The organism is Variovorax sp. efr-133-TYG-130, from assembly GCF_030208835.1.
In the GTDB taxonomy this organism is placed as follows: domain Bacteria; phylum Pseudomonadota; class Gammaproteobacteria; order Burkholderiales; family Burkholderiaceae_C; genus Variovorax.
This window is the reverse complement of record NZ_JARVTD010000010.1, coordinates 251,819-278,815: the sequence shown is the minus strand read 5'-3', so window position 1 is coordinate 278,815 and position 26,997 is coordinate 251,819. Positions and strand designations below refer to the sequence as shown.

Genomic DNA, 26,997 nt, shown 5'->3' with positions numbered 1-26,997 from the left:
GGTCGCCGCGGGCACGCGGCTTGCATGTCTAGGGTAATTCATGATTGTGGATACATTCATTTGTCAACATTATAGAAAGCGTGATGTGGCAACTGATGCCCATCCTCCCACGATAGAGAACAAGGACCCACATGGCTGAGCGTTCGTTCGTCGAAGAAGTCAAGAAGCTGCGGCTTTCTGGCGGAGAGGTGTTCCGTGGAGAGGGCATTCTGGCCGTCACCAAGGCCCTGCTCGAATCCGGGGTTTCCTATGTGGCGGGCTACCAGGGCGCGCCGATCTCTCATCTCATGGACGTGCTGGCCGACGCGCAGGACATCCTGGCCGACCACGGCATCCGCTTCGAGAACAGCGCGAGCGAAGCCACTGCCGCCGCCACGCTGGCCGCCTCCGTCAACTACCCGCTGCGTGGCGCCGTCACCTTCAAGGCGACCGTCGGCACCAACGTCGCCTCCGATGCGCTGGCCAACCTCGCTTCGGGCGGCGTGACCGGCGGCGCGCTCATCATCGTGGGCGAGGACTACGGCGAAGGCTCGTCGATCATGCAGGAGCGCAGCCATGCCTTCGCGATGAAGTCGCAGATCTGGCTGCTCGATCCGCGCCCCAACCTGCCGAGCATCGTCGATGCGGTGAAGCAGGGCTTCGATCTCTCGGAGGCCAGCAACACGCCCGTGATGCTCCAACTGCGCATCCGTGCCTGCCATGTGCACGGGCACTTCGTGGCTGGCGACAACAAGCGCGCCAAGTTCACGCTGAAAGACGCGCTCGAGAATCCGCAGCGCGACGTCGGCCGCATCGTGCTGCCGCCTGCGAGCTTCGTGCACGAGCAGGAGAAGGTGAAGGACCGCTGGCCCGCCGCCGTGCGCTTCATCGAGGAGCGAAAGCTCAACGAGTTCTTCTCGGAAGAAGCCGACGACATCGGCATCATCGTGCAGGGCGGCAGCTACAACACGCTGCTGCGCGCGCTGGAGCGGCTGGGCCTGGCCGATGTCTACGGCAACACGCAGGTGCCGCTCTATGTGATGAACGTGGCCTACCCCGTCATCGAGAGCGAGGTGATCCGCTTCTGCAAGGGCAAGCGCGCGGTGATGATCGTGGAAGAGGGGCAGCCCAACTTCGTAGAGCAGAACCTCGCGACCATCCTGCGCCAGGCCGGTTCCGACACCACGCTGCACGGCAAGGACATGCTGCCGGTGGCCGGCGAATACACCGCCGCCGAATTGCTCAAGGGCGCGCGCAGCTTCTGCGAACGCTACGGCCGCCTGGCGCCGCTGCCGGTGCCCGCACCGGTGCGCAAGGTGATTCCGCTGAAGGAAGTGGCCGCGGTCGGTGTCGATGCCGCACCCGAGCCCGTGCAGCCATCGACCGCGCTCGGCGAGGTGGTGCATGCCCGCCCGCCGGGCTTCTGCACCGGCTGCCCTGAACGTCCGATCTTCAGCGCGATGAAGCTGGTGGAGCGCGAACTCGGCGCGCACCACGTGAGCGCCGACATCGGCTGCCACCTGTTCTCCATCCTGCCGCCCTTCAACATCGGCAACACCACCATGGGCTACGGCCTGGGGGGTGCGGGTGCGGCGGCGCTCAATGCGCCGGCCGGCAAGCGAGCGATCTCGATGATGGGCGACGGCGGCTTCTGGCACAACGGCCTCACCAGCGGCGTGGCCAACGCGGTCTTCAACAAGAGCGACAACCTCACCATCGTCGTCGACAACAACTACACCTCGGCCACGGGCGGGCAGGACATCCTGTCGTCGCACGCCGTCAACAAGACGCGCAGCACCGGCCACGAGATCGAGCGTGCCGTGCGCGGCGTGGGCGTCGAATGGGTCAAGACGCTGCGCCGCACCTACGACGTGGCGGGCATGCGCGATGCGCTGAAAGAAGCGCTCACCACGACGAAGAAGGGCCCCAAGGTCCTGATCGCCCAGTCGGAATGCATGCTCAACAAGCAGCGCCGCGAGAAGCCGCTGGTGCGCAAGGCCATCGCCGACGGCAAGCGCATGGTGCGCGAGAAGTTCGGCGTCGACTCCGACACCTGCACCGGCGACCACTCGTGCATCCGCCTGTCGGGCTGCCCGTCGCTGTCGATCAAGCCCAACCCCGATCCCCTGCGCACCGACCCGGTCGCGACCGTGCTCGACAGCTGCGTGGGCTGCGGCGTGTGCGGCGAGGTCTCGCATGCGGCGGTGCTGTGCCCGTCGTTCTACAAGGCGCAGATCGTGAGCAACCCCAGCCGCTGGGACATGCTGCGCGAGCGCGTGCGTGCCGCCGTCATCGGCTGGCTGCAGCGCGGCGAAGCGCGTCGCCGTGAAGCCTATGCCTTCTGACGCGATGACGAGCACTGCACAACCTATCAAGATCGCGATCCTCGCCATGGGCGGTGAGGGCGGCGGCGTGCTGGCCGACTGGATCGTCGACATGGGCGAGGCCAACGGCTACGTCGCCCAGACCACATCGGTGCCGGGCGTGGCCCAGCGCACCGGCGCGACCATCTACTACGTCGAGCTGTACCCGACGGCGCAGGCCGAGGCCGATGGCGGCTTGCCGATTCTTGCGCTGATGCCGCTGCCCGGCGACGTCGACGTGGTGCTGGCGTCCGAACTCATGGAGGCCGGGCGCGCCGTGCAGCGCGGCCTGGTCACGCGCGACCGCACCACGCTGATCGCTTCGACGCACCGCGTGTTCTCCATCGCCGAGAAGAGCGCACTTGGCGATGGCCGTGTCAACAGCGACCAGCTGCTGGCACACACCGCCAAGGCCGCCAAGCGCTTCATCCGCTTCGACATGGCGCAGGCGGCCGAGGCGTCGGGCAGCGTGATCAGCGCGGTGCTGTTCGGCGCGCTTGCGGGTTCGGGCGTGCTGCCGTTCAGCCGCGCGCAGTTCGAGGCGACCATCGAACGTGGCGGCGTGGGTGTGAAGCCCAGCCTCAAGGCCTTTGGCGCGGCGTTCGCTCGCGCACAGGGCGGTGACGACGGCGAGCCTGCGAAGGAAGCGCCGGTCACCGCACCGGCGCCGCAGCCGCGCCACCCGGCCGTTCGGGCATTGGTCGAGCGAGTGCAACGCGACTTTCCGGTGCAGGCGCAAGACTTCCTGCTCGAAGGCGTGCGCCGCCTCATCGACTACCAGGACCCCGCCTACGCCGGCCTGTACCTGGACCGCATGGCAGCCGTTGCCGCGCTGCCAGGCAACGATGAGCATCGCCTGCTGCGCGAAACCGCGCGTCACCTCGCGCTCTGGATGTCCTACGAAGACACCGCCCGCGTCGCAGCGCTGAAGACCCGTGCTACCCGCTTCGAGCGCGTGCGCGGCGAGGCCCGCGTCCAGCCCGGCCAGGTGCTCGCCATCAACGAATACATGCACCCGCGCCTGCAGGAGATCTGCGAGACGCTGCCCGGTGGCATCGGCCGCTGGCTCATGAATTCGACGACGCCCAGGAAGCTGGTGGAGCGCTTCACGCAGCATGGCCGCGTGATCCAGACCAGCTCGCTGCGCGGCTATCTCATGCTGCGCATGGTGGCGGCGTGCAAGCGCTGGCGCCTCTCGACCATGCGCTATGCCGAGGAAAACCGCCGCATCGAGGAATGGCTGCAGCGCATCGCCGCGACCGCGCAGCGCAACCCCGAACTGGCCGTGGAGCTGGCCCAGTGCCAGCGCCTGGTCAAGGGCTACAGCGACACGCACGAGCGCGGCATCCGCAACTACGACACCGTGATGCGCGCCGTGGAGCGCGCCGGCACCGCGCTGGCGCCGGCCACGCTGCGCGAACTGCGCGACGCGGCGCTGGCCGACGAACATGGCCACAAGCTGCAGGCCGCGCTGGCGCAGCACGCACTGGCCTGAAGAGACAACGAAGATGACCGCACCCTCAGCCACCCTCTCACTGCGCGTCGTCGAGGCGCGGGCGTTGAATCCGCTGATCCGCATGCTGCGCCTGCGTGCCGAAGACGGCCGCGCGCTGCCCGGCTTCTCGGCAGGCGCCCACATTCGCGTGCAGGTGTCGCTGCCCGATGGAAAGGCCGACTGGCGTCACTACTCGCTCATCAACTTCGATACGGCGCGCAACGCCACCAATGCCCCGGCGGAGTACGTGATCGCCGTGCGCAAGGAAGCCGAAGGCCGGGGCGGCTCGCGCTTCATGCACGAGCAGCTGAAAGAGGGCGACACCCTCGCCATCGAGGCGCCCAGGAACGACTTCCCGCTGCACACCGGCCCCGGCGGCACCGTGCTGGTAGCCGGGGGCATCGGCGTGACGCCGCTCGCCACCATGGCCGCCCGCCGCCGCGCCGAAGGTGCGGCCGTGCGCATGCACTACGCCGGCCGCAGCCGCGACCTGATGGCCTTCCTGCCTGAACTCCAGGCGCTGCTGGGCGACGATCTGCACGTGCACGCCGATGCGGAAGCCGGCACGCCGCTCGGCATCGATGCAATGCTCGACGGCGTTCCCGCCGGCGACCGCCTCTACGTCTGCGGCCCCAAGGTCATGCTCGACGCGGTGCTCGAGCGCACCCAGGCGCGCGGCTGGGAACACGACCGCGTGCACTTCGAACTTTTCACCGAGCCGGTCGCGGAAGAAGGCGACCAGCCCTTCGAGGTGGAGCTCGCCCAGTCGGGCCAGCGTTTCACCGTGCCGGCCGACCAGAGCATCCTCGACTGCCTGATCGAGCACGGCTGCGACCCGATGTTCGACTGCAAGCGCGGCGAATGCGGCGTGTGCGCCGTGCCCGTGCTCGAAGGCGAGATCGAACACCGCGACTACGTGCTCACCGCCCGCGAGAAGGCGGAAGGCAACGTCATGCAGATCTGCATCTCGCGCGCCAAGGGTGCGCGGCTGGTGCTGGACATCTGAAGCCAGGAGCCTGAAGAACCATGACCTCGTACCGAGACAACCCCGATGCCGTTCGCGCGCTGGTGCAGCACGACCGGGTGCACCGCGACCTGTACACCAGCCAGGAGCTGTTCGAGCTGGAGCAGGAGCACTTCTTCGCCAACACCTGGAACTACGTCGGCCATGAAAGCCAACTGCCCAAGCCCGGCGACTGGATCAGCAACGAGATCGCGGGCCGCCCGCTGATCATCGTGCGGCACTCCGACGGCAGCGTGCGCGTGATGATGAACCGCTGCGCCCACAAGGGTTCGCGGCTCGTGAACGGCGCGTGCGGCAACACCGGCAAGTTCTTCCGCTGCCCTTACCACGCCTGGACCTTCAAGACGGACGGCGCGCCGCTGGCGATCCCGCTGAAGACCGGCTACGAGAACACCCAGCTGCACGAATGCGAATCTGGCAAGGGCCTCACCACGGTGAAGCATGTGCGCAGCCATCGCGGCTTCATCTTCGTGAAGATCAACGACGCCGGCCCCGACTTCGACGAATACTTCGGCGACTCGCTGAGCTCCATCGACAACATGGCCGACCGCTCGCCCGAAGGCGAGCTCGAGATCGCGGGCGGTTGCCTGCGCTTCATGCACCAGTGCAACTGGAAGATGTTCGTGGAGAACCTCAACGACACCATGCACCCCATGGTGGCGCACGAGTCTTCGGCCGGCACCGCCAAGCGCATGTGGGCCGACAAGCCGGAAGACGAGCCCAAGCCCATGGCGGTGGAGCAGTTCGCGCCCTTCATGTCCGACTACAAGTTCTTTGAGGACATGGGCATCCGCACCTACGACAACGGCCACAGCTTTACGGGTGTGCACTTCAGCATCCACAGCAAGTACAAGGCGATCCCCGCGTACGACGACGCCATGAAGGCCCGCTACGGCGAGGAGAAGACGGCGCAGATCCTGGGCATGGCGCGGCACAACACGGTGTACTACCCGAACCTGACGATCAAGGGCGCGATCCAGGCGATCCGCGTGGTGAAGCCGATCTCCGCCGACAAGACGCTGATCGAGAGCTGGACCTTCCGCCTCAAGGGCGCGCCGCCCGAACTGCTGCAGCGCACCACCATGTACAACCGGCTCATCAACTCGCCGTTCTCGGTTGTGGGCCATGACGACCTGCAGGCCTACCGCGGCATGCAGGCGGGGCTGCATGCGAGCGGCAACGAGTGGGTGAGCCTGCACCGCGACTACGACCCTTCGGAGCTGAAGGGCGGAGAGATCACCACGGGCGGCACCAACGAGCTGCCGATGCGCAACCAGTATCGAAGCTGGGTCCAGCGCATGACGGAGACCATGTGATGGCCGGCATCGAAGTCACCCGCCAGGACCTGATCGACTTCGTCGTGAACGAAGCGCACCTGCTCGACACGCGCCGCTACGAAGCGTGGAATGCGCTCTTCACCGACGACGCCTTCTACTGGGTGCCGCTCGTGCCCGACCAGGAAGACGGCCTCAACCACACATCGCATCTGTACGAAGACAAGCTGCTTCGCGACCTGCGCATCGAGCGCCTGAAGAGCCCGCGCGCCTTCTCGCAGCAGCCGCCGAGCCGCTGCCACCATTTGCTGCAGGTGCCGGTGGTCGAGGAGTTCGATGCTGAAGCCAATCGGTTCGTGGTGCGCACCGAATTCCACTACACCGAATCGCAGGGCGACGAGCTGCAGTTCTACGTCGGCACCTTTTTCCATCACCTCACGGTGCAGGACGGTGCATTGCGCATGACGCTCAAGCGCGTGAACCTGCTCAACTGCGACGCGGCGCTGCCGGCCGTGCAGCTCTTCATCTGACAGGGACGAAAGCGATGCCACACGCCACCGTCCATCAAGTCTTCGCGGCTACCGCGGCGCGCACGCCGCAGGCCGAGTTCCTGTTCACCGAATCGGTGACCGCCGCCGCCTACGGCATCGAAGCGGGCGCCATCCGATGGGGTGAGGCCGCCGCGCAGATCGAGCGCCTGCGCGCGGCCTATGCGCAAGCCGGCTATGGGCACGGCCACCGTGTCGGCCTGCTGCTGGAAAACCGGCCGGCCTTCATCTTCCACTGGCTCGCGCTGAACGCACTGGGCGTGAGCGTGGTGCCCATCAACGCCGAGATGCGCTCGGCCGAGCTGGTCTACCTGATCGGCCACAGCGAGATCGGCCTGGCCGTGACGCTGCCGGGCCGCGCCGCCGACCTGCGTGCAGCGGCGGCGCAGGCGGGTGTTGAATTCGAGACCATGGGCCCCGAAGACGCGGTGCCGCCGGCGAAGACCGCCGCACCGCGCGCCCATGAGCCCATCGGCACAGACACCGAATGCGGCCTGCTCTACACATCAGGCACCACGGGCCGCCCCAAGGGCTGCATCCTGAGCAATGCCTACTTCCTGCGCGCTGGCGAGTGGTACGCGGCGCTCGACGGCGTGTGCAGCATCCGGCCCGACACGGAGCGCGTCATCACGCCGCTGCCGCTGAACCACATGAACGCGATGGCCTTCTCCACCATGGTGGTGCTGGTCGCCGGCGGTTGCCTGGTGCAGCTCGACCGCTTCCATCCGAAGACCTGGCTGGCCAGTGCGAAGGAAAGCGGCGCGACCATCGTGCATTACCTGGGCGTGATGCCGGCCATGCTGCTGTCCGCAGCCGCATCGCCGGCGGACCGCGACCATGCGATCCGCTGGGGCTTCGGCGCCGGCGTGGACCGCAAGAACCACGCGCCCTTCGAGGAGCGCTTCGGCTTCCCGCTGGTCGAGGCCTGGGCAATGACCGAGACCGGTGCGGCCGCCTGCATCATGGCCAACCGGGAGCCGCGCCTCGTGGGCACGAGCTGCTTCGGGCGGCAGGAAGACTTCGTCGAGATTCGCCTCGTGGGCGAGGATGGCAATGAAGCCGGCGTCGATGCACCGGGCGAACTGCTGGTGCGTTCGGCCGGCACCGACCCGAAGCGGTATTTCTTCTCCGGCTACCTGAAGGACGAGGAGGCCACGCGCGAAGCCTGGGCCGACGGCTGGTTCCACACCGGCGACCTGGTGCGCCGCGACGCCGAAGGTAACTTCTTCTTCGTCGACCGCAAGAAGAACGTGATCCGCCGCAGCGGCGAGAACATCTCCGCCGTCGAGGTCGAGAGCGTGCTCAACCAGCATCCGGCAGTGAAGGCGTCGGCCGTGGCCGCCACGCCCGACGCGGTGCGAGGCGACGAAGTTCTGGCCTGCATCGTGGTGCGAGAAGACATGGATGCCTCGCAGCGCACTCAGATCGCGGCCAGCATCGTCGAGCATGCGCTGGCGCAGCTCGCCTACTACAAGGCGCCCGGCTACGTCGCCTTCGTCGATGCGTTGCCGCTCACGCCGTCGCAGAAGATCCAGCGCGGGCAGCTACGCGAGATGGCGCATTCGTTGCCGGGCCAGGGCCATTGCATCGACACGCGTGCGATGAAGAAAAGGCAGCCATGACCACGAAACGACGGCTCTCCTACGATGGCGTCGCGGTCGCGGTGCCCATCACCGTGCCTTACGTGCGCTATTCCACGCGCACAGCGCACTGGTTCATCGGGCAGGCCATCGAGGCGCTGGTAAAGGCCAGCGGCGTGCCAAAGGAGCAGATCGACGGCCTGTGCCTCAGCAGCTTCTCGCTCGCGCCCGATACGGCCGTGGGCGTCACGCAGCACCTGGGCATGTCGCCGCGCTGGCTCGACCATGTGCCCACGGGTGGTGCCTCGGGCGTGATGTGCCTGCGCCGCGCCGCGCGGGCGGTACAGGCGGGCGATGCCGACATCGTGGCCTGCGTGGGCGCCGACACCAACCATGTCGACTCCTTCCGCCAGACGCTCGGCAGCTTCAGCAACTTCGCGCGCGACGCGAGCTACCCGTATGGCTCGGGCGGCCCGAACTCGATCTTTGCGTTCATCACGGCCAACTACATGCGCACCTACGGCGCGAAGCGTGAAGACTTCGGCCGCATCTGCGTCGACCAGCGAACCAACGCGCTGGGCAACCCGAACGCCATGTTCAAGAAGGGCCTGACGCTCGACGAGTACATGGCGGCCCGGCCCATCTCCGACCCTATCCACCTGTTCGACTGCGTGATGCCCTGCGCGGGCGCCGACGCCTTCCTCGTGATGAGCGAGGAGCGCGCGCGCGACCTGGGCCTGGCGCACGTCGTCATCCGCGGTGCCATCGAGCGCCACAACGCGTATGCCGAAGACCCGGTGATGGTGCAGGGCGGCTGGCGCAAGGACCGCGACGACCTGTACGCGCAGGCCGGCATCCAGCCCGCCGAGCTCGACTTCGTGCAGACCTACGACGACTACCCCGTCATCGTGATGATGCAGTTCGAAGACCTGGGTTTTTGCGAGAAGGGCGAGGGCCCGGCGTTCGTGCAGGCCCACACCATGACCTTCGACGGCAGCTTTCCGAACAACACGAGTGGCGGGCAGCTTTCGGCAGGTCAGGCAGGCGCTGCGGGCGGCTTCCTCGGCATGGTCGAGGCGATCCGGCAACTTTCCGATCAAGCCGGGCAACGCACCGTGCCCGATGCACAACTGGGCCTTGTCGCCGGTTTCGGCATGGTGACTTACGACCGCTGCCTGTGCACAGGCGCGGTGATCCTGGGGAGACCCGCATGACCATGCCCCTGATGCGCCCTCCGCGCAAGAACCCGGTTCTGCGCACCCGGCAGATGAACCTGCCGCCCGGCGCGCGCGGCCGCGTGGCCCTGGGCCTGACGGCCGCCGCCGCAGAAGGCCGCTTCGAGCTGCAGACCTGCGATGACTGCGGCACGGTGCAGTACCCACCGCGCGAGGTCTGCCACAAATGCCTCTCGGCCGCGCTGCGCTGGCGCGCGCAGAGCGGCGAGGGCGAACTGCTCGGCAGCACCACGCTGCATCACAGCAACGACCTGTTCTTCCGCGAGCGGCTGCCCTGGCGGCTGGGCCTGGTGCACCTGGATGCCGGCCCCACGCTCATGGTCCATCTGCATGGCGAGGTCGGCGACGCGCCGCAAAGGGTGCGCGTAGGCGCCCGGCTCGACCGCGCGGGCCAGGCCGTTCTCATTGGTTTTCCGAATGAAGGGAGTCCCCACATGGCCGACGACAAGATGCTGCGCGAAATGACCAGCGACCCCAAGTTCCGCAAGGTGCTGGTGACCGACGGCAAGACCGAGACCGGCCAGGCGATAGTGCGCGCGCTGGTGAAGGCCGGCGCAGACATCGTCTGGGTCGGCCATGCCGAGCCCTGGAAGAAGATGGGCGAGGGGCTGGACGACATCTCGGCGCTGCCGCAGGTCACGCTGGTGCCGCTCGATCTGACCAACGGCCGCCAGGTGACCGAGCTTGCGGGCTCCATCGGCGGCAAGGTCGACATCGTCATCAACAACGCCGAGGTGCACCGCACCTTCGGCATCGGCGCACGGCGCGGCACCGACGTGGCCAAGGCCGAGATGGACATCAACTACTTCGGCCTGCTGCGGCTGGCTCAGGAGTTCGGTCCGGCGCTGAAGGGCCGCTCGGCCGATGGCGTGACCGGCGCTACGGCATGGGTCAACCTCTTGTCGATCTACGCACTGAGCAACTTCCCGCCGCACGGCACCTTCAGCGCCTCGAAAGCGGCGGCGCATTCGCTGGCGCAGTGCCTGCGCGCGGAGATGCGACCGGCCGGCATCCGCGTGATCAACGTCTTCCCCGGCCCCATCGACGACGAATGGAACCAGCACACGCCGCCGCCCAAGCTCGCACCCGCCGCGCTGGCCAACGCCATCGTGAAGGCGCTGCGTGACGGCGTGGAAGACGTCTACCCCGGCGACGTGGCGCAGGAGTGGCTGGAGCGCTGGCGCGACAACCCGAAGGTGCTCGAGCGCGAGCTGGCCGCAGGCGGCTGAGACAGGAGCCACACGAATGACCACGACAACCGAACTGATGTCCACCGCCGAGATCCTCGGCGGCCTGGTGACTGCCATGGCCAGCGGCCGCATCCGCGTGATCGACCTCACGCAGACGCTGACGCCCGAGTTCCCGCAGATTGCGCTGCCGCCCGAGATGGGCCAGTGCTGGCCCTTCCGTATCGAGGAAGTGTCGAAGTACGACGAGCGCGGCCCGGGCTGGTACTGGAACAACTTTTCCTGCGGCGAGCACACGGGCACCCACTTCGATGCACCGATCCATTGGATCTCCGGGCGCGACCTGCCGAACAACTCGGTCGACACCATTCCGGTGCAGCACTTCGTGGCGCCGGCCTGCGTGATCGATTGTTCGCCGCAGGTGAAGGACGACCCCGACTACCTGCTGACCCTCGAGGACATCGAGGCCTACGAGGCGGCGCATGGCCGCATCCCCAAGGGCGCGTGGGTGCTGATGCGCACCGACTGGTCCAAGCGCACCGACCCCGAGGCGTATCAGAACTTCGACGAGACGGGCCAGCACACGCCGGGCCCGAGCACCGCCGCCGTGCGCTTCCTGGTCGAGCAGCGCGACGTGCTGGGCTTCGGCTCCGAGGCCATCGGCACCGACGCGGGGCAGGGCTACCACCTTCGCCCGCCCTATCCGTGCCACTACTACATGCACGGCGCGGGCCGCTACGGCCTGCAGTGCCTGAGCAACCTCGACCTGCTGCCGCCGGCCGGCGCGGTGCTGATCTGCCCGCCGCTGAAGATCGAGAAGGGCAGCGGCAGCCCGCTGCGTGTGCTGGCGTTGGTGGGAGCTTCGGCATGACCAACGCCGCACCCAGGGTCGCGGCCGTCACCGGCGGCAGCGCCGGCATCGGCAAGGCGATCTGCGAAGACCTGCTCGCGCAGGGCTATGAGGTGGTGTCGCTCGCACGCCGCAAGGCCGAGATCGACCACCCGAAGCTGCACAGCATCGAGGTCGACCTGAGCGACCGCGCCGCCACGGGCGAGGCTGTGCGCGAACTGGTGGATCGCTTCGCACCGACCACCATCGTGCACAACGCGGGCGTCATCCGCGCCGCGCTGCTGCCCGACGTCAAGCTCGATGACCTCGATGCGCTGGTCGACCTGCACCTGGGCTGTGCCATTCAGCTCGTGCAAGGTGCGCTGCCCGCGATGCGCGCGCAACGCTTCGGCCGCGTGGTGCTGCTGTCGTCGCGCGCCGCGCTAGGCCTCGCCACGCGCACCAGCTACTCGGCCACCAAGGCCGGCATGCTGGGCATGGCGCGCACCTGGGCGCTCGAACTGGCTGCCGACGGCATCACGGTGAACGTGGTGGCCCCGGGGCCGATCCGCACTGACATGTTCTACGACGTGGTCGAGGCCGGCAGCGAGAAGGAACGCGCGCTCGCCGCCTCGGTGCCCGTCAAGCGCCTGGGCGAGTCGGCCGACGTGGCACGCGCCGTGCGTTTCTTTGCGGATGCCGACAACAGCTTCGTCACCGGGCAGGTGCTGTACGTGTGCGGCGGCACCAGCGTCGGAAGCCTCGCCCTCTGAGTTTCCAGTTTTCCTCACGTCCAACCAAAACCACCTCTGGAGCATCGCCATGAAAGTCATGAACCGAATTCGCACACTCGCGGCCGTGGCCGTGGGTATCGGCGCGCTGGGCGCCGCGAGCGCCTGGGCCGCCGATCTCAAGGTCGGTTTCATCACTTCGCTGTCGGGGCCGGTGTCGTCGCTGGGCATTCCGTACGACAAGGGCATGAAGGCCGCAGTCGCCTACAAGTCGGAGGTGGGTGGCCGCAAGGTGCAGGTGATCCAGCTCGACGACGCGTCCGACCCGTCCACCGCCGCGCGCAATGCACGCAAGCTGATCGAGGAAGACAAGGTCGACGTCATCATCGGCACGGCCGGTGCGCCTGGCTCTCTGGCCATCGCCGGCGTGGCGCGTGAAACCAAGACGCCGCTCATCTCCATCGCCAATGCCGACCTGGCCGGCGAGGAGGGCGCATGGATGGTGACGCTGCCGCAGCCCGCGCCGCTGATGATGGGCGCGATGGTCGAGAAGATGAAGCAGGCCGGCGTGAAGACGGTTGCCTACATCGGCTACTCCGACGCCTGGGGCGACCTGGTGTACGACGCGCTCATGAAGTCGGCGCCCGCCGCCGGCATCAAGGTGGTGAGCAACGAACGCTATGCGCGCAGCGATTCGTCGGTGGCCGGGCAGGTGCTGAAGATCGTGGCGCTGCGGCCCGACGCGGTGATCACCGGCGCATCGGGCACGCCCGGCGCGCTGCCCTACCTGGCGCTGGCAGAGCGCGGCTACAAGGGAAAGATCTACGGCATGCACTCGCTGATCAACCCCGACTTCATCCGCGTCGGCGGCCCGTCGGTCGAAGGCCTGCTGGCGCCCACCGGCCCGGTGGTGGTGGCCGAGCAACTGCCCGACGCCAACCCGATGAAGAAGATCGCGATGGACTTCCGCACCGCCTACCAGAAGGCCAACGGCGCGCCGCCCACCGACACCTTCTCGGCCTACAGCTTCGATGCATGGCTGATCTACCTCGATGCCGCGCAGCGTGCGCTGGCCAGCAAGGCCGAGCCCGGCACGCCGCAGTTCCGCCTTGCATTGCGTGACGCCATCGTCAGCACCAAGGAGCTGGTGGGCACGCACTCGGTCTACAACTTCAAGCCCACCGATCGCTACGGCTCTGACGACCGCTCGCGCGTCGTCGTGAAGCTCGAAAAAGGCCAATGGAAGCTGGTGCCCTGACATGAAACTGAAGCTCACACACATCCTCGGCGCCACGGCGCTCGCGCTGGCCGCCGCGCAAACCATGGCGGCGGACCTGAAGATCGGCTTCATCAGCTCGCTCTCCGGGCCTGTCGCGGCGCTCGGCATTCCGTACGAGAAGGGCATTCGCGCAGCGATTGCCGAGCATCCCGAGATCGCCGGCCGCAAGGTGCAGCTGATCGTGCTCGACGACGCCTCCGACCCCACCACCGCCGGGCGCAATGCGCGCAAGCTGGTGACGGAGGACAAGGTCGACGTGCTCATCGGCACATCCGGCGTGCCCGGCGCCATGGCCATCGCCGCGGTGGCCAGGGAACTGAACACGCCGCTGATCTCGCCCACGCCGGTCTCCATCGCCGGCCCCGAGGGCGCGTGGACCGTGACGGTGTCGCAGCCTTTTCCGCTCATGGTCGCGGGCGTGGTCGACCGCATGAAGAAGTCGGGCGTGAAGACGGTGGCCTTCATCGGCTTCTCGGACGCGCTGGGTGACCTGGCCTACGACTCGCTGGTGAAGAGCGCCGACGCGGCCGGCATCAAGGTGGTGGCCAACGAGCGCTATGCGCGCAGCGATTCGTCGGTGGCCGGGCAGGTGCTGAAGATCGTCGCGGCGCGGCCTGATGCGGTGTTCGCGGGCAACTCCGGCACGCCCGGCGCGCTGCCGTACATCGCGCTGGCCGATCGCGGCTACAAGGGCAAGATCTACGGCACGCACGGCCTGATCAACGCGGACTTCGTGCGCGTGGGCGGCGCTTCCATCGAGGGGCTGCAGGTGCCCAGCGGCCCGGTGCTGGTGGCCGACCAGCTGCCCGACAGCAACCCGATCAAGAAGGTGTCGATGGCCTTTCGCAGCGCCTACCAGAAGGTCAACGGCGCGGTGCCGACGGATGCGTTCTCGTCGTACACCTACGACGCCTACCTGCTGCTGGCCGACGCCGCCTCGCGCACCAAGGGCGAACCGGGCACGCCGGCCTACCGCACGGCGCTGCGAGATGCCATCGTGAGCACCAAGGAGCTGGTGGGCACGCATGGCGTCTATACCTTCAAGCCCGACGACCGCTATGGCTCCGACCAGCGCGGCGTGGTCATCGTGCAGATGACCAAAGGGCAGTGGAAGCTGGTTCCGTAGCCCCCACGCCACCGAGCACATCGCCATGACCACCTACCGCAACCGCCCCGATCTTGTCGCGGCGCTGGTCCGGGACGACCGGGTGCACCGCGACCTGTACCTCAGCGAGGAGCTTTTCTCGCTGGAACAGGAGCACCTGTTCGCCAACACCTGGGTCTTTCTCGGCCATGCGAGCCAGGTGCCGGAGTCCGGCGACTTCGTGTCGCAGGACATCGCGGACCGGCCGCTGCTCATGGTGCGGCAGCCCGATGGCGGCGTGCACGTGCTCTACAACCGCTGCGCCCACAAGGGCACGCAGCTGGTGACGGACGAGTGCGGCAACACCGGCCGGTTCTTTCGCTGCCCCTACCACGCTTGGACCTACAAGCTCGACGGCGCGCCGCTCGGGCTGCCGCTGAAGAACGGCTACGAGGGCACGCAGCTCAAGGCATGCGAGTCGGGGCAGGGGTTGTCGGTGGTGAAGAACGTGAAGGTGTACCGCGACTTCGTGTTCGTGCGGTTGTCCGAGATTGGGCCTTCGTTCGAGGACTATTTCGGCGAGGTGCTGGGCGCCATCGACAACATGGTGGACCGCTCGCCCGAAGGCAAGCTGACGGTGGGCGGCGGCGTGCTGCGCAACATCGTCCACTGCAACTGGAAGATGTACCTGGAGAATATCAACGACACGGTGCACCCGATGTCGACGCACGAGTCGGCCACCAAGGCGGCCGAGGCCCTGTGGGAAGGCCATGCGCCCACCGACCCCAAGCCGATGGCGATGGAACAGATACTGCCCTTCGGCTCGGGCTACGAGTTCTTCGACAAGATGGGTGGACGCGTGTTCGCCAACGGCCACAGCGTGCTGGGGGTGAACTTCAGCATCCACTCCAACTACGCGCAACTGCCCGAGTACGAAGCCGCGATGCGTGCCGCGCACGGCGAGGAGCGTGCCGCAGAGATACTGCAGCGCTCGCCGCAGAACTCGGTCTTCTATCCGAGCCTGTCGGTCAAGGGCTCGCCGCAGGCCATTCGCGTGATTCGCCCGCTGGCCGCCAACCGCACGCTGATAGAGGCCTGGAGCTTCCGCGCTGCAGGTGCGCCGGCACTGCTGTTCGAGCGCGCCATGAGCTACAACCGGCTCGTGTTCTCGCCGATGTCGGTGGTCGCGCATGACGACGTGCATCTGTTCGAGAGCATCCAGCAAGGCCTGCGCGCTGGCGGCAACGAATGGGTGAGCCTGCATCGCAACCACGATCCGGCCGAGACGCAGCAGGCCACGGTCACCACCAACGGCACCAACGAACTGCTGATGCGCAACCAGTTCCGTGCATGGGCGAAGTCCATGGCGGCGGGCATGGAGGCCGTGCAATGACGGACCCGCGCGATTTCGTCGCCCATGAAGCGGCCCTGCTCGATGAGCGCCGGCTCGACGAGTGGCTGGCCCTTTTCGCGGAAGACGGCCACTACTGGGTGCCGCTGCTGGGCGCGGCGCAGGCCGACCCGTTCTCGCACAACTCGCTGGCCTACGAAGACCGGCTGCTGCTGCAGCTGCGCGTGGACCGCCTGAAGAACCCGCGCGCCCATTCGCAGCACCCGGCCAGCCACAGCCAGCATGTGCTGCAGCCCTCGCGCATCGAGCGCGAGGAGGGCGGCCAGGCATGGCTGCGCACGCCGTTCCTCTACGTCGAGGCGCGCGGCGAAGACCAGATCCTGCTGAGCGGCACTGCCCGCCATCACCTTGTCCGCACACCCGCCGGCTGGGCTATCCGCCAGAAGCGCGTCGACCTGCTCAACGCGGCGCGCGCGCTGCCGGCCATCCAGTTGTTCATCTGAGTTACCTGTTCCCTCCAACACCATCCTTACCGGAGCTACGACATGAAGAGCCTGATGCAGACCTTGACGCGCGGCACACTCGCCGCGGTGCTGACCGCCTGTGGCGTTGCGAGCGCGCTGGCGGCCGACCTCAAGGTCGGCCTGAGCGTGTCGCTGTCGGGGCCGAACTCCTCGCTGGGCGTGCCTTACGCCAAGGGCATGCAGGCCGCGCTGGCCTACAAGGGCGAGGTGAACGGCCGCAAGGTGCAGCTCATCGTGCTGGACGACGGCTCCGACCCCACCACCGCCGGGCGCAATGCGCGCAAGCTGATCGAGGACGAGAAGGTCGACGTGCTCATGGGCACATCGGGCGTTCCCGCGGCAATAGCGATGGCGCAGGTGGGCAAGGAAGCGAAGACGCCGATGATCGGCCTCACGCCGATCCTGCTCGACCCCAACGAGAACCCCTGGGTCATGACCGTGGCGCAGCCCACGCAGCTGATGATCGACGCGGTGGTCGAGCGCATGAAGCGCAACAACGTGAAGACCGTGGGCTACATCGGCTTCTCCGACGCCTGGGGCGACCTGGTCTACGACGCGCTCATGAAGGCCGCGCCCGGTGCCGGCATCAAGGTGGTGAGCAACGAGCGCTATGCGCGCGGCGACGCATCGGTGACCGGCCAGGTGCTGAAGATCGTGGCGCTGCGGCCCGACGCGGTGATGACCGGCGGTGCCGGTACGCCCGGCGCGCTGCCGTTCCTGGCCCTGCAGGAGCGCGGCTTCAAGGGCGGCGTGTACGGCCAGCACGGCCTGATCAACCCCGACTTCGTGCGCGTGGTCGGCGCGGCCGGCCAGAACGCGCTGATGCCCACCGGCCCGGTGATCGTGGCCGAGCAACTGCCCGACAGCTATCCGACCAAGAAGATCGCGACCGATTTCCGCGCCGTCTTCCAGAAGGTCAACAACGCGCCGACCAGCGATGCCTTCTCGGCCTATTCGTTCGACGGCTGGCTGGTGTTCGCCGACGCGGCCTCGCGCGCCATGAAGAAGGCCGAACCGGGCACGCCCGAGTTCCGCGTGGCGCTGCGCGATGCCATCTTCAGCACGAAGGAAGTGGTGGGCACGCACGGCGTCTACACCTTCAAGCCCGGCAGTCTTTACGGCGTGGACGAACGCGCCCGCGTGATCGTCAAGCTCGACAACGGCCAATGGAAGCTCGCACCTTGAACCTCATGCATTCGACTTTCCGGAGGGCTGCGCGATGACGTGGGACGTGGCGCTCATCCTTCTCACCGACGGCCTGGCCAACGGCGCCGTCTACCTGCTGGCCGGGCTCGGGCTGGTGCTGATCTTCTCGGTCACGCGGGTGGTGTTCGTGCCGTTCGGCGACATCGCGGCCTTTGCGGCGCTGTCGCTCGCGGCATTCGAAACCGACCGCGTGCCGCCGACCATCGGCATGGTCGCCGTGCTGGCCGCGCTGGCGCTGGCCACCGAGATCGGCAGCCTGCTGCGGCGCGGCGAGGCCGCGCGCATTCCCAAGGCGGTGCTGATGTGGGGCGTGCTGCCGGCCATTCCGTGCGTGCTCGCATGGCTGGCAGCGCGGCCCGGCGTGCCGGTGGCGGTGCACATCGCGGTGGCGGTGCTGCTGGTGGTGCCCATTGCGCCGCTGCTCGCGCGGGTGGTGTTCCAGCCGATCGCGGATGCATCGGTGCTGGTGTTGCTGATCGTCTCGCTGGCGCTGCACTTCCTGCTGTCGGGCCTTGGCCTGCTGTTCTTCGGACCTGAAGGCTCGCGCACCACGCCGCTCACCAGCGCCGTGTTCACGCTGGGCGACGGCTTCACCGTCAGCGGGCAGGTGGTGCTGATGGTGGGGGCGGCCATCGTGCTGAGCGGGCTGTTCTTCCTGGTGTTCGAGCGCACGGTGGCCGGCAAGGCGCTGCGCGCCACGGCTGTGAACCGGGTGGGTGCTCGGCTGGTCGGCATACGGCCGGTGCGCACGGCGCTGCTGGCGTATGGCTGCGCTTCGCTGCTGGCGGGGCTGATCGGCGTGCTCATCGCGCCGGTGACGACGATGTATTACGACTCGGGTTTCATCATCGGCCTGAAGGCCTTCGTGGCCGCGATCATTGGTGGGCTCGTGAGCTACCCGATGACGGCCGTGGGGGCGCTCGCGGTCGGCGTGGTGGAGAGCTTTGCCTCGTTCTGGAGCGGTGCGCTGAAAGACGTGATCGTGTTTAGCCTGCTGATTCCCGTGCTCATGCTGCGCTCCTTCATGGCGGCGCACGCCGAAGAGGAAGAAGACGAGGTGGACCAATGAACGGCAATCGCAAACGCATGGCGTGGATCGCCGGGCTGGTCGTGGTGCTGGCGCTGGTGCCGGCCGTGGCGGGCAGCTTCACCGTCTCGCTGCTGAACGACATCGGCATCGGCGCGCTGGTGGCGCTGGGTCTGGTGCTGCTGACCGGCGTGGGCGGCGCGACCTCTTTCGGGCAGGCGGCCTTCGTGGGCATCGCGGCGTATGCGACCGCGTGGCTCACGACGACGCAGGGCATGTCGCCCTGGATCGGGCTGTTGTTCGCATTACTGCTCACGGGGCTGTCGGCGCTGGCCATCGGCATGCTGACGCTGCGCCTGGGCGGGCACTTCCTGCCGCTGAGCACCATCGCCTGGGGGCTGTCGATCGCGATGCTGTTCGGCAATGTCGACGCGCTCGGGCGGCACACGGGGCTGTCGAACATTCCGGCGCTGCAGATCGCGGGCTGGTCGCTGGCCGATCCGCGTGCCATGTACTACCTGATCTGGGTGGTGGTGGGGCTGGCCTGCCTGTTCAGCTACAACCTGCTGCAGTCGCGGCCGGGGCGGGCGATTCGCGGGCTGCGCGGCGGTGCGACGCTGCTGGCGAGCGTGGGGGCGGACGCGTACCGCGTGCGGCTCTCGCTGTTCGTGACGGCCGCGCTGTTCGCGGGGCTGGCGGGCTGGCTCTATGCCCACATGAACCGCTTCGTGAGCCCGTCGCCCTTCGACGTGCGCGCAAGCATCGAGTACCTGCTGATGGCGGTGGCCGGCGGCCTGGGTCAGCTTGCCGGCGCGCTGGTGGGCGCCGCGCTGGTTCTGGTGCTGAAGAACGGCCTGCAGGACGTGCTGCCCATGCTCACGCAGCGTGCAGGGCAGCTGGAGGCGGTGGCCTTCGCGGCGCTGTTCATCCTGCTGCTGCACTTTGCGCGCGGCGGCGTGATGGGGCTGCTGCGCCGCTGGACGCGCCGGCGCGGCGGCGCGCAGGGGCCGTCGCGCCACGATGCGCCGCCCGTGGAGCCGTTGCCGCACCGCACGCTGCCAGAGCGCGGCTCGCAGGTGCTGTCGGTGAACGGCGCGGTCAAGCGCTTCGGCGGGCTGGTGGCGGTGAACGACGTGAGCTTCGATGTGAAGGCCGGCGAGATCGTCGGGCTGATCGGGCCCAACGGCGCGGGCAAGTCGACCATGTTCAACCTGCTGACCTGCACGCTGCCGATGAGCTCGGGCCAGGTGCGCTTCCTGGCCCACGACATCGCCGGCATGCCGCAGCGCGAAGTGGCGCGGCTGGGCCTGGCGCGCACCTTCCAGCATGTGAAGCTGCGGCCGCATATGAGCCTGCTGGACAACGTGGCGCTGGGCGCGCACTCGCGCACACGCTCGGGCATCCTGAAGGCCGGGCTGCGGCTGGACCGCACGGAAGAGCGGCAGATCCTGCAGGAGGCGCAACGCCAGCTCGACCGCATCGGACTGGGCGACCGTGCGCACGAACTCGCAGGCAGCCTGCCGCTGGGCACGCAGCGCATCCTGGAAATCGCGCGCGCGCTGGCCGCCGACCCGGTGCTGCTGGTGCTCGACGAGCCGGCAGCGGGCCTTCGCCGCAAGGAAAAGATGGCACTCGGCGATCTGCTGCGCAAGCTGCGCGAGGAGGGCGTGACCATTCTCATCGTCGAACACGACATGGACTTCGTGATGAAACTGGTGGACCGGCTGGTGGTGATGAACTTCGGCTCCAAGCTCGTGGAGGGCGTGCCTTCCGCGGTGCGCGCCGACGAACGCGTGCAGGCTGCCTATCTGGGGAGCGTCGTATGAGCGCCGCACGGCCGCCCGAAGGCGCGGGCCCCCTTCAGGGGGTGCGCGAAGTACACGAAGTGACAAGCCTGGGGGTGTCGAAATGACCGCGATGCTCGAGATTGGCGATCTGCATGTTTCTTACGGACAGGTCGAGGCGGTGCGCGGCGTTTCGCTCGACCTGCAGCCGGGGCAGATCATTTCGGTGATCGGGCCGAACGGCGCTGGCAAGACGACTTTGCTGGCCGCGGCGATGGGCCTGCTGCCCTGCAAGGGCACGCTGCGCTTCGAGGGCGAGGACCTGCAGGGGCTGGACGTGGAGGCGCGCGTGGAGCGTGGCCTGTGCCTCGTGCCCGAGAAGCGCGAACTGTTCGGCGAGCTCACCGTGCTCGACAACCTGCAGCTCGGCGCCTACGCCAAGCGGCTGCGCGGCGATGCCATGAAGAAGCGGCTGCAGTCGGTGTACGACCGTTTCCCCCGCCTGGCCGAGCGCAGGTCGCAGCGCGCGGACACCCTGTCTGGCGGCGAGCGGCAGATGCTGGCGGTGGGGCGCGCGCTGATGTCGGCGCCCCGGCTGCTGATGCTCGACGAACCCAGCCTCGGCCTCGCGCCGCTGATCGTGCGCGACATCCTGACCATCGTGCGCAAGCTGCGGGAAGACGGCGTGTCGATCCTGCTGGTGGAGCAGAACGCACGCGCGGCGCTGGAAAGCTCGGACCAGGGCTACGTGCTCGAGACCGGCGAGATCGCGCTGTCGGGTGCCTCGGCCGAACTGGCCAGCGATCCGCGCGTGCAGGCGACCTATCTCGGCGGAGGCACGCACGATGACGACTGACGCCCGCGCCGTGCCGCCTGCCCGGCGCACGCTGCCCGCGATGCTGCTGAGGCAAGCCGAGGTGTTCGGCGCGCGGGCGCTGTTGCGCATCGGCGCGCATGCCTGGACCCACCGCGATGCGGCGCGGGTTGCCGCCGTCCGCGCCGGTGCGCTGGCGGCCGCAGGCGTGGCGCGCGGCGACCGCATCGCGGTGATGTGCGGCAACCGCGTCGAGTTCCTGGAGAGCTTTCTCGGCGCGGGATGGCTGGGCGCATCGACGGTGCCGGTCAACACGGCATCGATGGGGCCGCAGATCGAATACTTCCTGGCGAACAGCGAGGCGAGGCTGCTGGTCATCGAGGCCGCATTCGTCGAGCGGCTTGCAACGGCGGACCTGGGGCGCACGGCGCTGCGCGAGATCTGGGTGGTCGGGGACGCGGACGCTGTCGGGTGGTCGGCGCCCGCCGGCGTGCGCCTCGTGCCGTATCCCGAGGCGGGAGACGCGCTGGAGGCCGCACCGGTGCAGCCGGGCGATCCGCTCGCCATCCTGTACACCTCCGGCACCACCGGGCCTGCCAAGGGCGTGATCTGTCCGCATGCGCAGTATTTCTGGTGGGGCGTGAACAGCGCGGAAGTGCTCGGCGTGGGGGCCGATGACGTGCTGTGCTCCACGCTGCCGCTGTTCCACATCAACGCACTCAACACCTTCGCGCAGGCCGCCCTGACAGGTGCCGAGGTGGTGTTCGAGCAGCGCTTCTCGGCGTCGGGCTTCTGGCCGGCGATGCGCGCGAGTCGCGCGACGGTGGTCTACCTGCTGGGCGCGATGGTGCCGATCCTGCTCGCGCAACCGGAAGGGGCGGGGGAGAGGGATCATCGCGTGCGCATCGGGCTCGGGCCGGGCGTGCCTTCCGCGGCGGGGGCGGCGTTCAGGGCGCGCACGGGTGTGTCGCTGCTGGAGGGCTACGGCTCGACCGAGACCAACTTCGCCATTGCCACGGCGCCCGATTCGCCGCGCGGCGGCGTCATGGGCTGGCTGCGGCCGGGTTTCCAGGCACGCGTGGCCGATGAAGACGACGTGTCGCTGCCGCCTGGCGAAGCAGGCGAACTGCTGCTGCGCGCGGACGAGCCCTACGCCTTTGCGAGCGGGTACTTCAACATGCCGGAGAAGACAGTCGAGGCGTGGCGCAATCTCTGGTTCCATACGGGTGACCGTGTGGTGCGCGATGCCGATGGAGCCTTTCGCTTCGTCGACCGCATCAAGGACGCGATCCGCCGGCGGGGCGAGAACATCTCTTCATTCGAGGTGGAGCAGGTGCTGCTGAGCCATCCGGGGGTGGCCGCGTGCGCGGTGTATCCGGTGCGCTCCGAGCTGGCCGAAGACGAAGTGATGGCCGCGCTGGTAGCGCGCGAAGGCGTGCCGGTCGACCCTGCCGAGCTTGCGCGTTTCTGCGAGGGGCGCCTGCCTTACTTCGCGGTGCCGCGCTATATCGACGTGCTGGCCGACCTGCCGCGCACCGAGAACGGAAAGGTGCAGAAGTTCAAGCTGCGCGAGCGCGGCGTGGGCCCGCTGACCTGGGACGGCCGCCCCGCGAGGAGCTAGGCGCATGACGAACGCAGCGCTCCCCCTTGCCGGCCGCGTGGCGTTCGTGACGGGTGCGGGGCGCGGGCTGGGCATGGCGATTGCGCGCGGACTCCATGAGGCGGGCGCGCGCGTGGCGTTCGCCGACGTCGACCTTGCAGGCGTGGATGCGGCGGCGAAAGAGACCGGCGGGCTCGCGATGCAACTCGACGTGCGTGACGAGGGCGCTTTCTCTGCTTGCTTCGACAAGGCCGTGGCCCGCTTCGGCGCCGTCGACATCATGGTCAACAACGCGGCCCGAACGCCCACGACCTCGCTTTGGGACATCACGCCCGAGGAATGGGACGACGTGCTCGCCATCAACCTGCGCGGCAGCTTCTTCGGTTGCCGCATCGCCGGGCGGCACATGCGTGAACGCGGCGCGGGCCGCATCGTCAACCTTGCTTCGATGGCTGGGCAGCAGGCCAGCGCTGCGACCGGCGCGCACTATGCGGCCAGCAAGGCCGCGTTGCTGGCGCTGACGCGCTCGTTCGCGCAGGAACTGGCGCCGCATGGCGTGACCGTGAATGCGCTGGCCCCGGCGGCCATCCAGAGTCCGTTGCTCGAGGCGCTGGACCCCGCGCGACGGCAGGCGCTGCAGGCAGGCATTCCAATGGGGCGTTTCGGCTTGCCGGAGGAAGTAGCGGCTGCCGTGGTCTATCTCGCGTCCCCGGCGGCAGCCTTCATGACCGGCGCCACCCTGGACCTGAACGGCGGCCGTTTCATGCGGTGACACCCCGCGTCCGCCTGCTCCGCTAAAATGATTCAGAACTAAAACATTCAGGTATGCACTCAAATTCACTGACTGGCCGCCATGCACTCGTGACGGGTGCCGCACGCGGCATTGGCGCCGAGATCGCCCGCACCCTGGCCGCGGAGGGCGCCGTCCTGACCCTGCTGGGGCGCGACCGCGAGGCACTGCAGCGAGTGGCAGATTCGCTGGAGGGCACCGGGCACGGCGTAGCTGCTGCCGATGTGGCGAACCCGGAGGCGGTGCAGGCCGCTTTCGCCGAAGCGCGGGCCGTGCGCGGGCCGGTCGCCATCCTCGTCAACAACGCGGGCGCGGCAGAGAGTGCGCCGTTCCTCAAGACCTCGTTCGATCTCTGGCAGCGCATGCTGTCGGTCAATCTCACAGGCAGCTTTCTTTGCGCGCAGGCCGCATTGCCGGACATGCTCGATGCCGGCTGGGGCCGCATCGTCAACATCGCGAGCACGGCCGGGCAGAAGGGCTACGCGTACGTGGCGGCCTACACCGCGGCCAAGCATGGCGTGGTCGGGCTCACGCGCTCGCTGGCGCTGGAGGTGGCGCGCAAGGGCATCACGGTGAACGCAGTGTGCCCGGGCTATACCGACACCGACATCCTGCGCAACAGCGTGGCCAACGTGGTCGGCAAGACGGGGCGCAGCGAGGCCGATGCGCTGGCGGAGTTCTCGAGCGTCAACCCGCAGCGCCGCATCGTGCAGCCGGCCGAGGTGGCCGACGCGGTGCGCTGGCTGTGCGGTGCGGGCGCGGCGTCGGTCACGGGGCAGTCGATCTCGGTTTCCGGAGGAGAGGTGACATGACACGCAACGACGCTTCCCACGCCGCGCTGAGCGATGCCGAAGAACTGGGGCACGAGGCGCGCGCGGGCCACGAGGACCACGCGATGCTCAAGCTGTGGCTGCGCATGCTGGCCAGCACCACGCAGATCGAAGCCGAGATCCGGCGCCGGCTGCGCGAGCGCTTCGGCATTTCGCTGGCACGCTTCGACTACATGGCGCAGCTCTATCGCTACAAGGACGGCCTGAAGATGCGCGTGCTGTCGCGCTACCTGATGGTGACGGGCGGCAACGTCACCGGTCTTACCGACGAGCTCGAGCGTGAAGGCATGGTGGCGCGCGCTCCCAGTCCCGACGATCGTCGCGCATGGATCGTGAGCCTCACGCCCACGGGCCGCCGCACCTTCGAGACGATGGCGAGCGAACACGAGCAGTGGATCCTCGAGATGTTCTCGGGGCTCGACATGAAGACGGTCAAGCAGCTGCACACGCAGCTCGGCCTGCTGCGGGTGCATGTGATGCGCGGCGAGCCGGCGGGTGAGGAGGGCTGAGCATGGGCAACGGCAACGAGTTCTGCCGGCCGCGGCTGATCCGCTTCTCGGATTGCGATCCAGCGGGCATCGTCTTCTATCCGCAGTACTTTGTGATGCTCAACGGCCTCGTCGAAGACTGGGTGAACGAAGGCCTCGGCCTCAGCTATCACGGGCTGGTGGCACAGCGGCGAATCGGCTTGCCCACCGTGAAGCTCGAAGTCGACTTCCGCGCCGTGAGCCGCATGGGCGACCAGGTGATGCTCGGGCTGGCCGTGGAGCGGCTGGGTTCGCGTTCGATGACTTTGCGCGTGCGCTGCTTCGATCCGGCCGACGGTGAAGTGCGCATGCAGATGCAGCAGGTATTGGTGACTACGTCGCTGGAAACCCATCGCGCGGTTGCCATACCGGACGACATGCGCGCGGCCATCGTGCGCAACGCGCCCGAATTGGGCTGAGCACTCGCTGCTTAGTGCGCAGAGTCGCTGCCAGGCACGGCGTCCTGCGCGCGCTTCTTCAGCCAGCCGGTGAGTTCCTTCTTGCCCTTGGCATTGGCGCTGCGCCATGCCTCGCGCGCCGCCGCGATGAAGCGCTCTTCCGCTGCATCGGGCACTTCGCTGGGACGGTCTTCCTTGTCGAGCCAGCCGGCTTCCACGTTGCAATGCCGCTCGATCTGCCGCGCCAGGTTGTCGCCGATGGGCCGGGCACTCTTGATCTGGCTCCACATGCTGGGAGAGATTTCGATCTTCTTGGCGAACGCCTGGTCCAGCCCCTTGGCGGGCAGGCCGGCTGCAACGGCCTCTTCGAGAAAACGGCGATGAAGCGCGAGGGCATTGCGGCGACGCGCGACGGTGGTATTGGGCACTGTTCAAAAACAACAACGAGAAAAAAAGATTGTCCCGGTTGTTGACGGTGCCGTAAACACTATTTACAGTCGGCTTCATTCGCGGCCCAAACCGCACTTTTTCCCCCAACCCCTGACGGCCGGCAGCGGCAATCTTTGACCCAGGAACCATCGTGAACATCGCATTGACCTTCACCAGCAATCGACCCGCCTCGGGCCGATCGCTCGTGCGCGTCGGGGCGTGCGGTGGTTTCGGCGGCATGCCGTCGATCCGACTGAATCAGCACCAGAGCCACGCGTATTCCACAAAAGCCGCAGGCAGCCTGCGCGTTGGAAAAGTCGAGGATCAGGTGCTACCGGGTGGAGGTTGCGCATAGGCGCATACCTTCCAAGCTCTCTCAGCAGAGGCCCGGACACCGAAAGGTTCCGGGCCTTTTTGTTTTGTTTGTTGTTGGCCGTGCCTGGCCATTCCGGGTGTGCCTTCACCACACCGCCAGAGCCCACTGCGTAGACGGTCTGGCGGGATGTGCAGGAATTGATCACTCCTGTGCAGCGACGTCGTACGGGGCAGCGCCCAGCGCTGTCCGTCGCGTGAGGACACAACCGGAATGGAAAGCAGGCGGGCAAGTTTCGATTCCCGTTTTTCGACCCGCGTTAGCTCAATGGATCAGAGCACTTGCTTACGAAGCAAGGGGTTGCACGTTCGAGTCGTGCACGTGGGGCCAGTTTTTTCTGTTTGCTGTCACATCAACCAAGGAGCCGTCATGCGCAAGCGCAACACCCCGATCCGGATAATCACCGTGCGTCCCGCACAGCCGCGCAAGCGCATGGTGCTGGCCCTGGCCCGCAGATTCGGCATCGTGACCGATGCTCGGCGTGATTTGGAAGGTGCTGATGCATTGCCTGGTCGCGAGCCTCAGCTCGAGGGCCTCGATCTCGATCAGCGCGTGCGCGCAGTCGGCGAGTGGTAGCGGCTGCCTGACAGCAAGCAGCTCATGTTTCGTGGTGCACGTAGCTCAATGGCAGAGCCGCGGGTTGTGGTCCCGCTGACGACGGTTCGATTCCGTTCGTGCACCCCATCGTTATCTGGATTTCATCCAACGTCGCCAAGACGACCATCGCCGCGAAAGG

26 protein-coding genes and 2 tRNA genes are annotated in these 26,997 nt (G+C 67.7%); 27 read left to right on the top strand and 1 reads right to left on the bottom strand.

The features are described from left to right. Positions 1-131 precede the first annotated feature (131 nt). From QRN67_RS12695 to QRN67_RS12585, 23 genes are all read left to right on the top strand, one after another. On the top strand, positions 132-2,324 hold the full coding sequence (locus QRN67_RS12695) for a thiamine pyrophosphate-dependent enzyme (RefSeq protein WP_285412048.1): 2,193 nt from the start codon (positions 132-134) through the stop codon (positions 2,322-2,324). A gap of 4 nt (positions 2,325-2,328) precedes the next feature. Beyond that, positions 2,329-3,837: an indolepyruvate oxidoreductase subunit beta family protein gene (locus QRN67_RS12690; RefSeq protein WP_285412047.1), complete on the top strand. Its 1,509-nt coding sequence runs from the start codon at positions 2,329-2,331 to the stop codon at positions 3,835-3,837. 13 nt (positions 3,838-3,850) lie between these two features. After that, entirely contained in the window at positions 3,851-4,843 is a 993-nt protein-coding gene (locus QRN67_RS12685) for a PDR/VanB family oxidoreductase (protein ID WP_285412045.1), read from the top strand. A gap of 20 nt (positions 4,844-4,863) precedes the next feature. Continuing rightward, the gene (locus QRN67_RS12680; protein ID WP_285412044.1) at positions 4,864-6,177 is read left to right on the top strand and encodes an aromatic ring-hydroxylating dioxygenase subunit alpha; all 1,314 of its coding nucleotides are present in this window, start codon (positions 4,864-4,866) and stop codon (positions 6,175-6,177) included. After that, entirely contained in the window at positions 6,177-6,665 is a 489-nt protein-coding gene (locus QRN67_RS12675) for an aromatic-ring-hydroxylating dioxygenase subunit beta (RefSeq protein ID WP_285412043.1), read from the top strand. Before QRN67_RS12680 ends, QRN67_RS12675 begins: the two co-directional genes overlap by 1 nt. Positions 6,666-6,679: 14 nt before the next feature. Beyond that, positions 6,680-8,305, top strand: a complete 1,626-nt coding sequence (locus tag QRN67_RS12670) for an AMP-binding protein (RefSeq protein WP_285412041.1) — start codon at positions 6,680-6,682, stop codon at positions 8,303-8,305. Continuing rightward, the gene (locus tag QRN67_RS12665; protein ID WP_285412040.1) at positions 8,302-9,477 is read left to right on the top strand and encodes a thiolase family protein; all 1,176 of its coding nucleotides are present in this window, start codon (positions 8,302-8,304) and stop codon (positions 9,475-9,477) included. The genes QRN67_RS12670 and QRN67_RS12665 overlap by 4 nt, the downstream gene beginning before the upstream one ends. After that, the gene (locus QRN67_RS12660; RefSeq protein WP_285412038.1) at positions 9,474-10,727 is read left to right on the top strand and encodes an SDR family NAD(P)-dependent oxidoreductase; all 1,254 of its coding nucleotides are present in this window, start codon (positions 9,474-9,476) and stop codon (positions 10,725-10,727) included. Before QRN67_RS12665 ends, QRN67_RS12660 begins: the two co-directional genes overlap by 4 nt. 16 nt (positions 10,728-10,743) lie before the next feature. Further along, positions 10,744-11,556 (top strand): cyclase family protein, encoded by an 813-nt coding sequence (locus QRN67_RS12655; protein WP_106935234.1) that lies wholly within the window; start codon positions 10,744-10,746, stop codon positions 11,554-11,556. Further along, complete coding sequence (locus QRN67_RS12650; RefSeq protein WP_285412037.1) at positions 11,553-12,287, top strand: SDR family oxidoreductase; 735 nt, start codon at positions 11,553-11,555, stop codon at positions 12,285-12,287. The genes QRN67_RS12655 and QRN67_RS12650 overlap by 4 nt, the downstream gene beginning before the upstream one ends. Before the next feature lie 49 nt (positions 12,288-12,336). Then, complete coding sequence (locus QRN67_RS12645; protein WP_285412036.1) at positions 12,337-13,503, top strand: ABC transporter substrate-binding protein; 1,167 nt, start codon at positions 12,337-12,339, stop codon at positions 13,501-13,503. 1 nt (position 13,504) lies between these two features. Continuing rightward, positions 13,505-14,650 carry an ABC transporter substrate-binding protein gene (locus QRN67_RS12640; RefSeq protein ID WP_285412034.1) on the top strand — a complete coding sequence of 382 codons (1,146 nt, stop codon included), beginning with the start codon at positions 13,505-13,507 and terminating at the stop codon, positions 14,648-14,650. 25 nt (positions 14,651-14,675) lie between these two features. Further along, a complete protein-coding gene (locus tag QRN67_RS12635) occupies positions 14,676-16,001 on the top strand; it encodes an aromatic ring-hydroxylating dioxygenase subunit alpha (RefSeq protein ID WP_285412033.1) in 1,326 nt (441 codons plus the stop codon). Next, positions 15,998-16,462 carry an aromatic-ring-hydroxylating dioxygenase subunit beta gene (locus QRN67_RS12630; protein WP_081266899.1) on the top strand — a complete coding sequence of 155 codons (465 nt, stop codon included), beginning with the start codon at positions 15,998-16,000 and terminating at the stop codon, positions 16,460-16,462. The genes QRN67_RS12635 and QRN67_RS12630 overlap by 4 nt, the downstream gene beginning before the upstream one ends. A 42-nt stretch (positions 16,463-16,504) precedes the next feature. Then, a complete protein-coding gene (locus QRN67_RS12625; RefSeq protein ID WP_285412032.1) occupies positions 16,505-17,668 on the top strand; it encodes an ABC transporter substrate-binding protein in 1,164 nt (387 codons plus the stop codon). Positions 17,669-17,702: 34 nt separating this feature from the next. Next, the gene (locus tag QRN67_RS12620; protein WP_081266897.1) at positions 17,703-18,758 is read left to right on the top strand and encodes a branched-chain amino acid ABC transporter permease; all 1,056 of its coding nucleotides are present in this window, start codon (positions 17,703-17,705) and stop codon (positions 18,756-18,758) included. Continuing rightward, on the top strand, positions 18,755-20,542 hold the full coding sequence (locus QRN67_RS12615; RefSeq protein ID WP_106935228.1) for a branched-chain amino acid ABC transporter ATP-binding protein/permease: 1,788 nt from the start codon (positions 18,755-18,757) through the stop codon (positions 20,540-20,542). The genes QRN67_RS12620 and QRN67_RS12615 overlap by 4 nt, the downstream gene beginning before the upstream one ends. 82 nt (positions 20,543-20,624) lie before the next feature. Further along, entirely contained in the window at positions 20,625-21,356 is a 732-nt protein-coding gene (locus QRN67_RS12610) for an ABC transporter ATP-binding protein (RefSeq protein WP_081266895.1), read from the top strand. After that, positions 21,346-22,935: an ATP-dependent acyl-CoA ligase gene (locus QRN67_RS12605; RefSeq protein ID WP_285412031.1), complete on the top strand. Its 1,590-nt coding sequence runs from the start codon at positions 21,346-21,348 to the stop codon at positions 22,933-22,935. The genes QRN67_RS12610 and QRN67_RS12605 overlap by 11 nt, the downstream gene beginning before the upstream one ends. A gap of 4 nt (positions 22,936-22,939) precedes the next feature. Continuing rightward, positions 22,940-23,686 carry an SDR family NAD(P)-dependent oxidoreductase gene (locus tag QRN67_RS12600; protein WP_285412030.1) on the top strand — a complete coding sequence of 249 codons (747 nt, stop codon included), beginning with the start codon at positions 22,940-22,942 and terminating at the stop codon, positions 23,684-23,686. Positions 23,687-23,739: 53 nt separating this feature from the next. After that, positions 23,740-24,516: an SDR family NAD(P)-dependent oxidoreductase gene (locus tag QRN67_RS12595; RefSeq protein ID WP_285412029.1), complete on the top strand. Its 777-nt coding sequence runs from the start codon at positions 23,740-23,742 to the stop codon at positions 24,514-24,516. Further along, complete coding sequence (locus tag QRN67_RS12590; protein WP_081266891.1) at positions 24,513-25,043, top strand: MarR family winged helix-turn-helix transcriptional regulator; 531 nt, start codon at positions 24,513-24,515, stop codon at positions 25,041-25,043. Before QRN67_RS12595 ends, QRN67_RS12590 begins: the two co-directional genes overlap by 4 nt. Positions 25,044-25,045: 2 nt before the next feature. Beyond that, complete coding sequence (locus QRN67_RS12585) at positions 25,046-25,480, top strand: acyl-CoA thioesterase (protein WP_081266890.1); 435 nt, start codon at positions 25,046-25,048, stop codon at positions 25,478-25,480. Positions 25,481-25,491: 11 nt separating this feature from the next. Here the strand turns inward: QRN67_RS12585 and QRN67_RS12580 are convergent, their stop codons facing one another. After that, positions 25,492-25,887 (bottom strand): hypothetical protein, encoded by a 396-nt coding sequence (locus QRN67_RS12580; RefSeq protein ID WP_285412028.1) that lies wholly within the window; start codon positions 25,885-25,887, stop codon positions 25,492-25,494. Between the two features lie 152 nt (positions 25,888-26,039). Between QRN67_RS12580 and QRN67_RS12575 the strand changes: the two genes are divergently transcribed. From QRN67_RS12575 to QRN67_RS12560, 4 genes are all read left to right on the top strand, one after another. Further along, on the top strand, positions 26,040-26,243 hold the full coding sequence (locus QRN67_RS12575; RefSeq protein ID WP_155742439.1) for a hypothetical protein: 204 nt from the start codon (positions 26,040-26,042) through the stop codon (positions 26,241-26,243). Positions 26,244-26,514: 271 nt separating this feature from the next. Next, positions 26,515-26,591 (top strand) — tRNA-Arg (locus tag QRN67_RS12570). Between the two features lie 39 nt (positions 26,592-26,630). Continuing rightward, a complete protein-coding gene (locus QRN67_RS12565) occupies positions 26,631-26,837 on the top strand; it encodes a short-chain dehydrogenase (protein ID WP_285412027.1) in 207 nt (68 codons plus the stop codon). A gap of 34 nt (positions 26,838-26,871) precedes the next feature. Then, positions 26,872-26,945 (top strand) — tRNA-His (locus QRN67_RS12560). Positions 26,946-26,997 lie beyond the last annotated feature (52 nt).

Bases quoted from the DNA above. Each gene is read 5' to 3' on its own strand.
- QRN67_RS12695 (WP_285412048.1), top strand. From the start codon at position 132: ATGGCTGAGCGTTCGTTCGTCGAAGAAGTCAAGAAGCTGCGGCTTTCT.
- QRN67_RS12690 (WP_285412047.1), top strand. From the start codon at position 2,329: ATGACGAGCACTGCACAACCTATCAAGATCGCGATCCTCGCCATGGGC.
- QRN67_RS12685 (WP_285412045.1), top strand. From the start codon at position 3,851: ATGACCGCACCCTCAGCCACCCTCTCACTGCGCGTCGTCGAGGCGCGG.
- QRN67_RS12680 (WP_285412044.1), top strand. From the start codon at position 4,864: ATGACCTCGTACCGAGACAACCCCGATGCCGTTCGCGCGCTGGTGCAG.
- QRN67_RS12675 (WP_285412043.1), top strand. From the start codon at position 6,177: ATGGCCGGCATCGAAGTCACCCGCCAGGACCTGATCGACTTCGTCGTG.
- QRN67_RS12670 (WP_285412041.1), top strand. From the start codon at position 6,680: ATGCCACACGCCACCGTCCATCAAGTCTTCGCGGCTACCGCGGCGCGC.
- QRN67_RS12665 (WP_285412040.1), top strand. From the start codon at position 8,302: ATGACCACGAAACGACGGCTCTCCTACGATGGCGTCGCGGTCGCGGTG.
- QRN67_RS12660 (WP_285412038.1), top strand. From the start codon at position 9,474: ATGACCATGCCCCTGATGCGCCCTCCGCGCAAGAACCCGGTTCTGCGC.
- QRN67_RS12655 (WP_106935234.1), top strand. From the start codon at position 10,744: ATGACCACGACAACCGAACTGATGTCCACCGCCGAGATCCTCGGCGGC.
- QRN67_RS12650 (WP_285412037.1), top strand. From the start codon at position 11,553: ATGACCAACGCCGCACCCAGGGTCGCGGCCGTCACCGGCGGCAGCGCC.
- QRN67_RS12645 (WP_285412036.1), top strand. From the start codon at position 12,337: ATGAAAGTCATGAACCGAATTCGCACACTCGCGGCCGTGGCCGTGGGT.
- QRN67_RS12640 (WP_285412034.1), top strand. From the start codon at position 13,505: ATGAAACTGAAGCTCACACACATCCTCGGCGCCACGGCGCTCGCGCTG.
- QRN67_RS12635 (WP_285412033.1), top strand. From the start codon at position 14,676: ATGACCACCTACCGCAACCGCCCCGATCTTGTCGCGGCGCTGGTCCGG.
- QRN67_RS12630 (WP_081266899.1), top strand. From the start codon at position 15,998: ATGACGGACCCGCGCGATTTCGTCGCCCATGAAGCGGCCCTGCTCGAT.
- QRN67_RS12625 (WP_285412032.1), top strand. From the start codon at position 16,505: ATGAAGAGCCTGATGCAGACCTTGACGCGCGGCACACTCGCCGCGGTG.
- QRN67_RS12620 (WP_081266897.1), top strand. From the start codon at position 17,703: ATGACGTGGGACGTGGCGCTCATCCTTCTCACCGACGGCCTGGCCAAC.
- QRN67_RS12615 (WP_106935228.1), top strand. From the start codon at position 18,755: ATGAACGGCAATCGCAAACGCATGGCGTGGATCGCCGGGCTGGTCGTG.
- QRN67_RS12610 (WP_081266895.1), top strand. From the start codon at position 20,625: ATGACCGCGATGCTCGAGATTGGCGATCTGCATGTTTCTTACGGACAG.
- QRN67_RS12605 (WP_285412031.1), top strand. From the start codon at position 21,346: ATGACGACTGACGCCCGCGCCGTGCCGCCTGCCCGGCGCACGCTGCCC.
- QRN67_RS12600 (WP_285412030.1), top strand. From the start codon at position 22,940: ATGACGAACGCAGCGCTCCCCCTTGCCGGCCGCGTGGCGTTCGTGACG.
- QRN67_RS12595 (WP_285412029.1), top strand. From the start codon at position 23,740: ATGCACTCAAATTCACTGACTGGCCGCCATGCACTCGTGACGGGTGCC.
- QRN67_RS12590 (WP_081266891.1), top strand. From the start codon at position 24,513: ATGACACGCAACGACGCTTCCCACGCCGCGCTGAGCGATGCCGAAGAA.
- QRN67_RS12585 (WP_081266890.1), top strand. From the start codon at position 25,046: ATGGGCAACGGCAACGAGTTCTGCCGGCCGCGGCTGATCCGCTTCTCG.
- QRN67_RS12565 (WP_285412027.1), top strand. From the start codon at position 26,631: ATGCGCAAGCGCAACACCCCGATCCGGATAATCACCGTGCGTCCCGCA.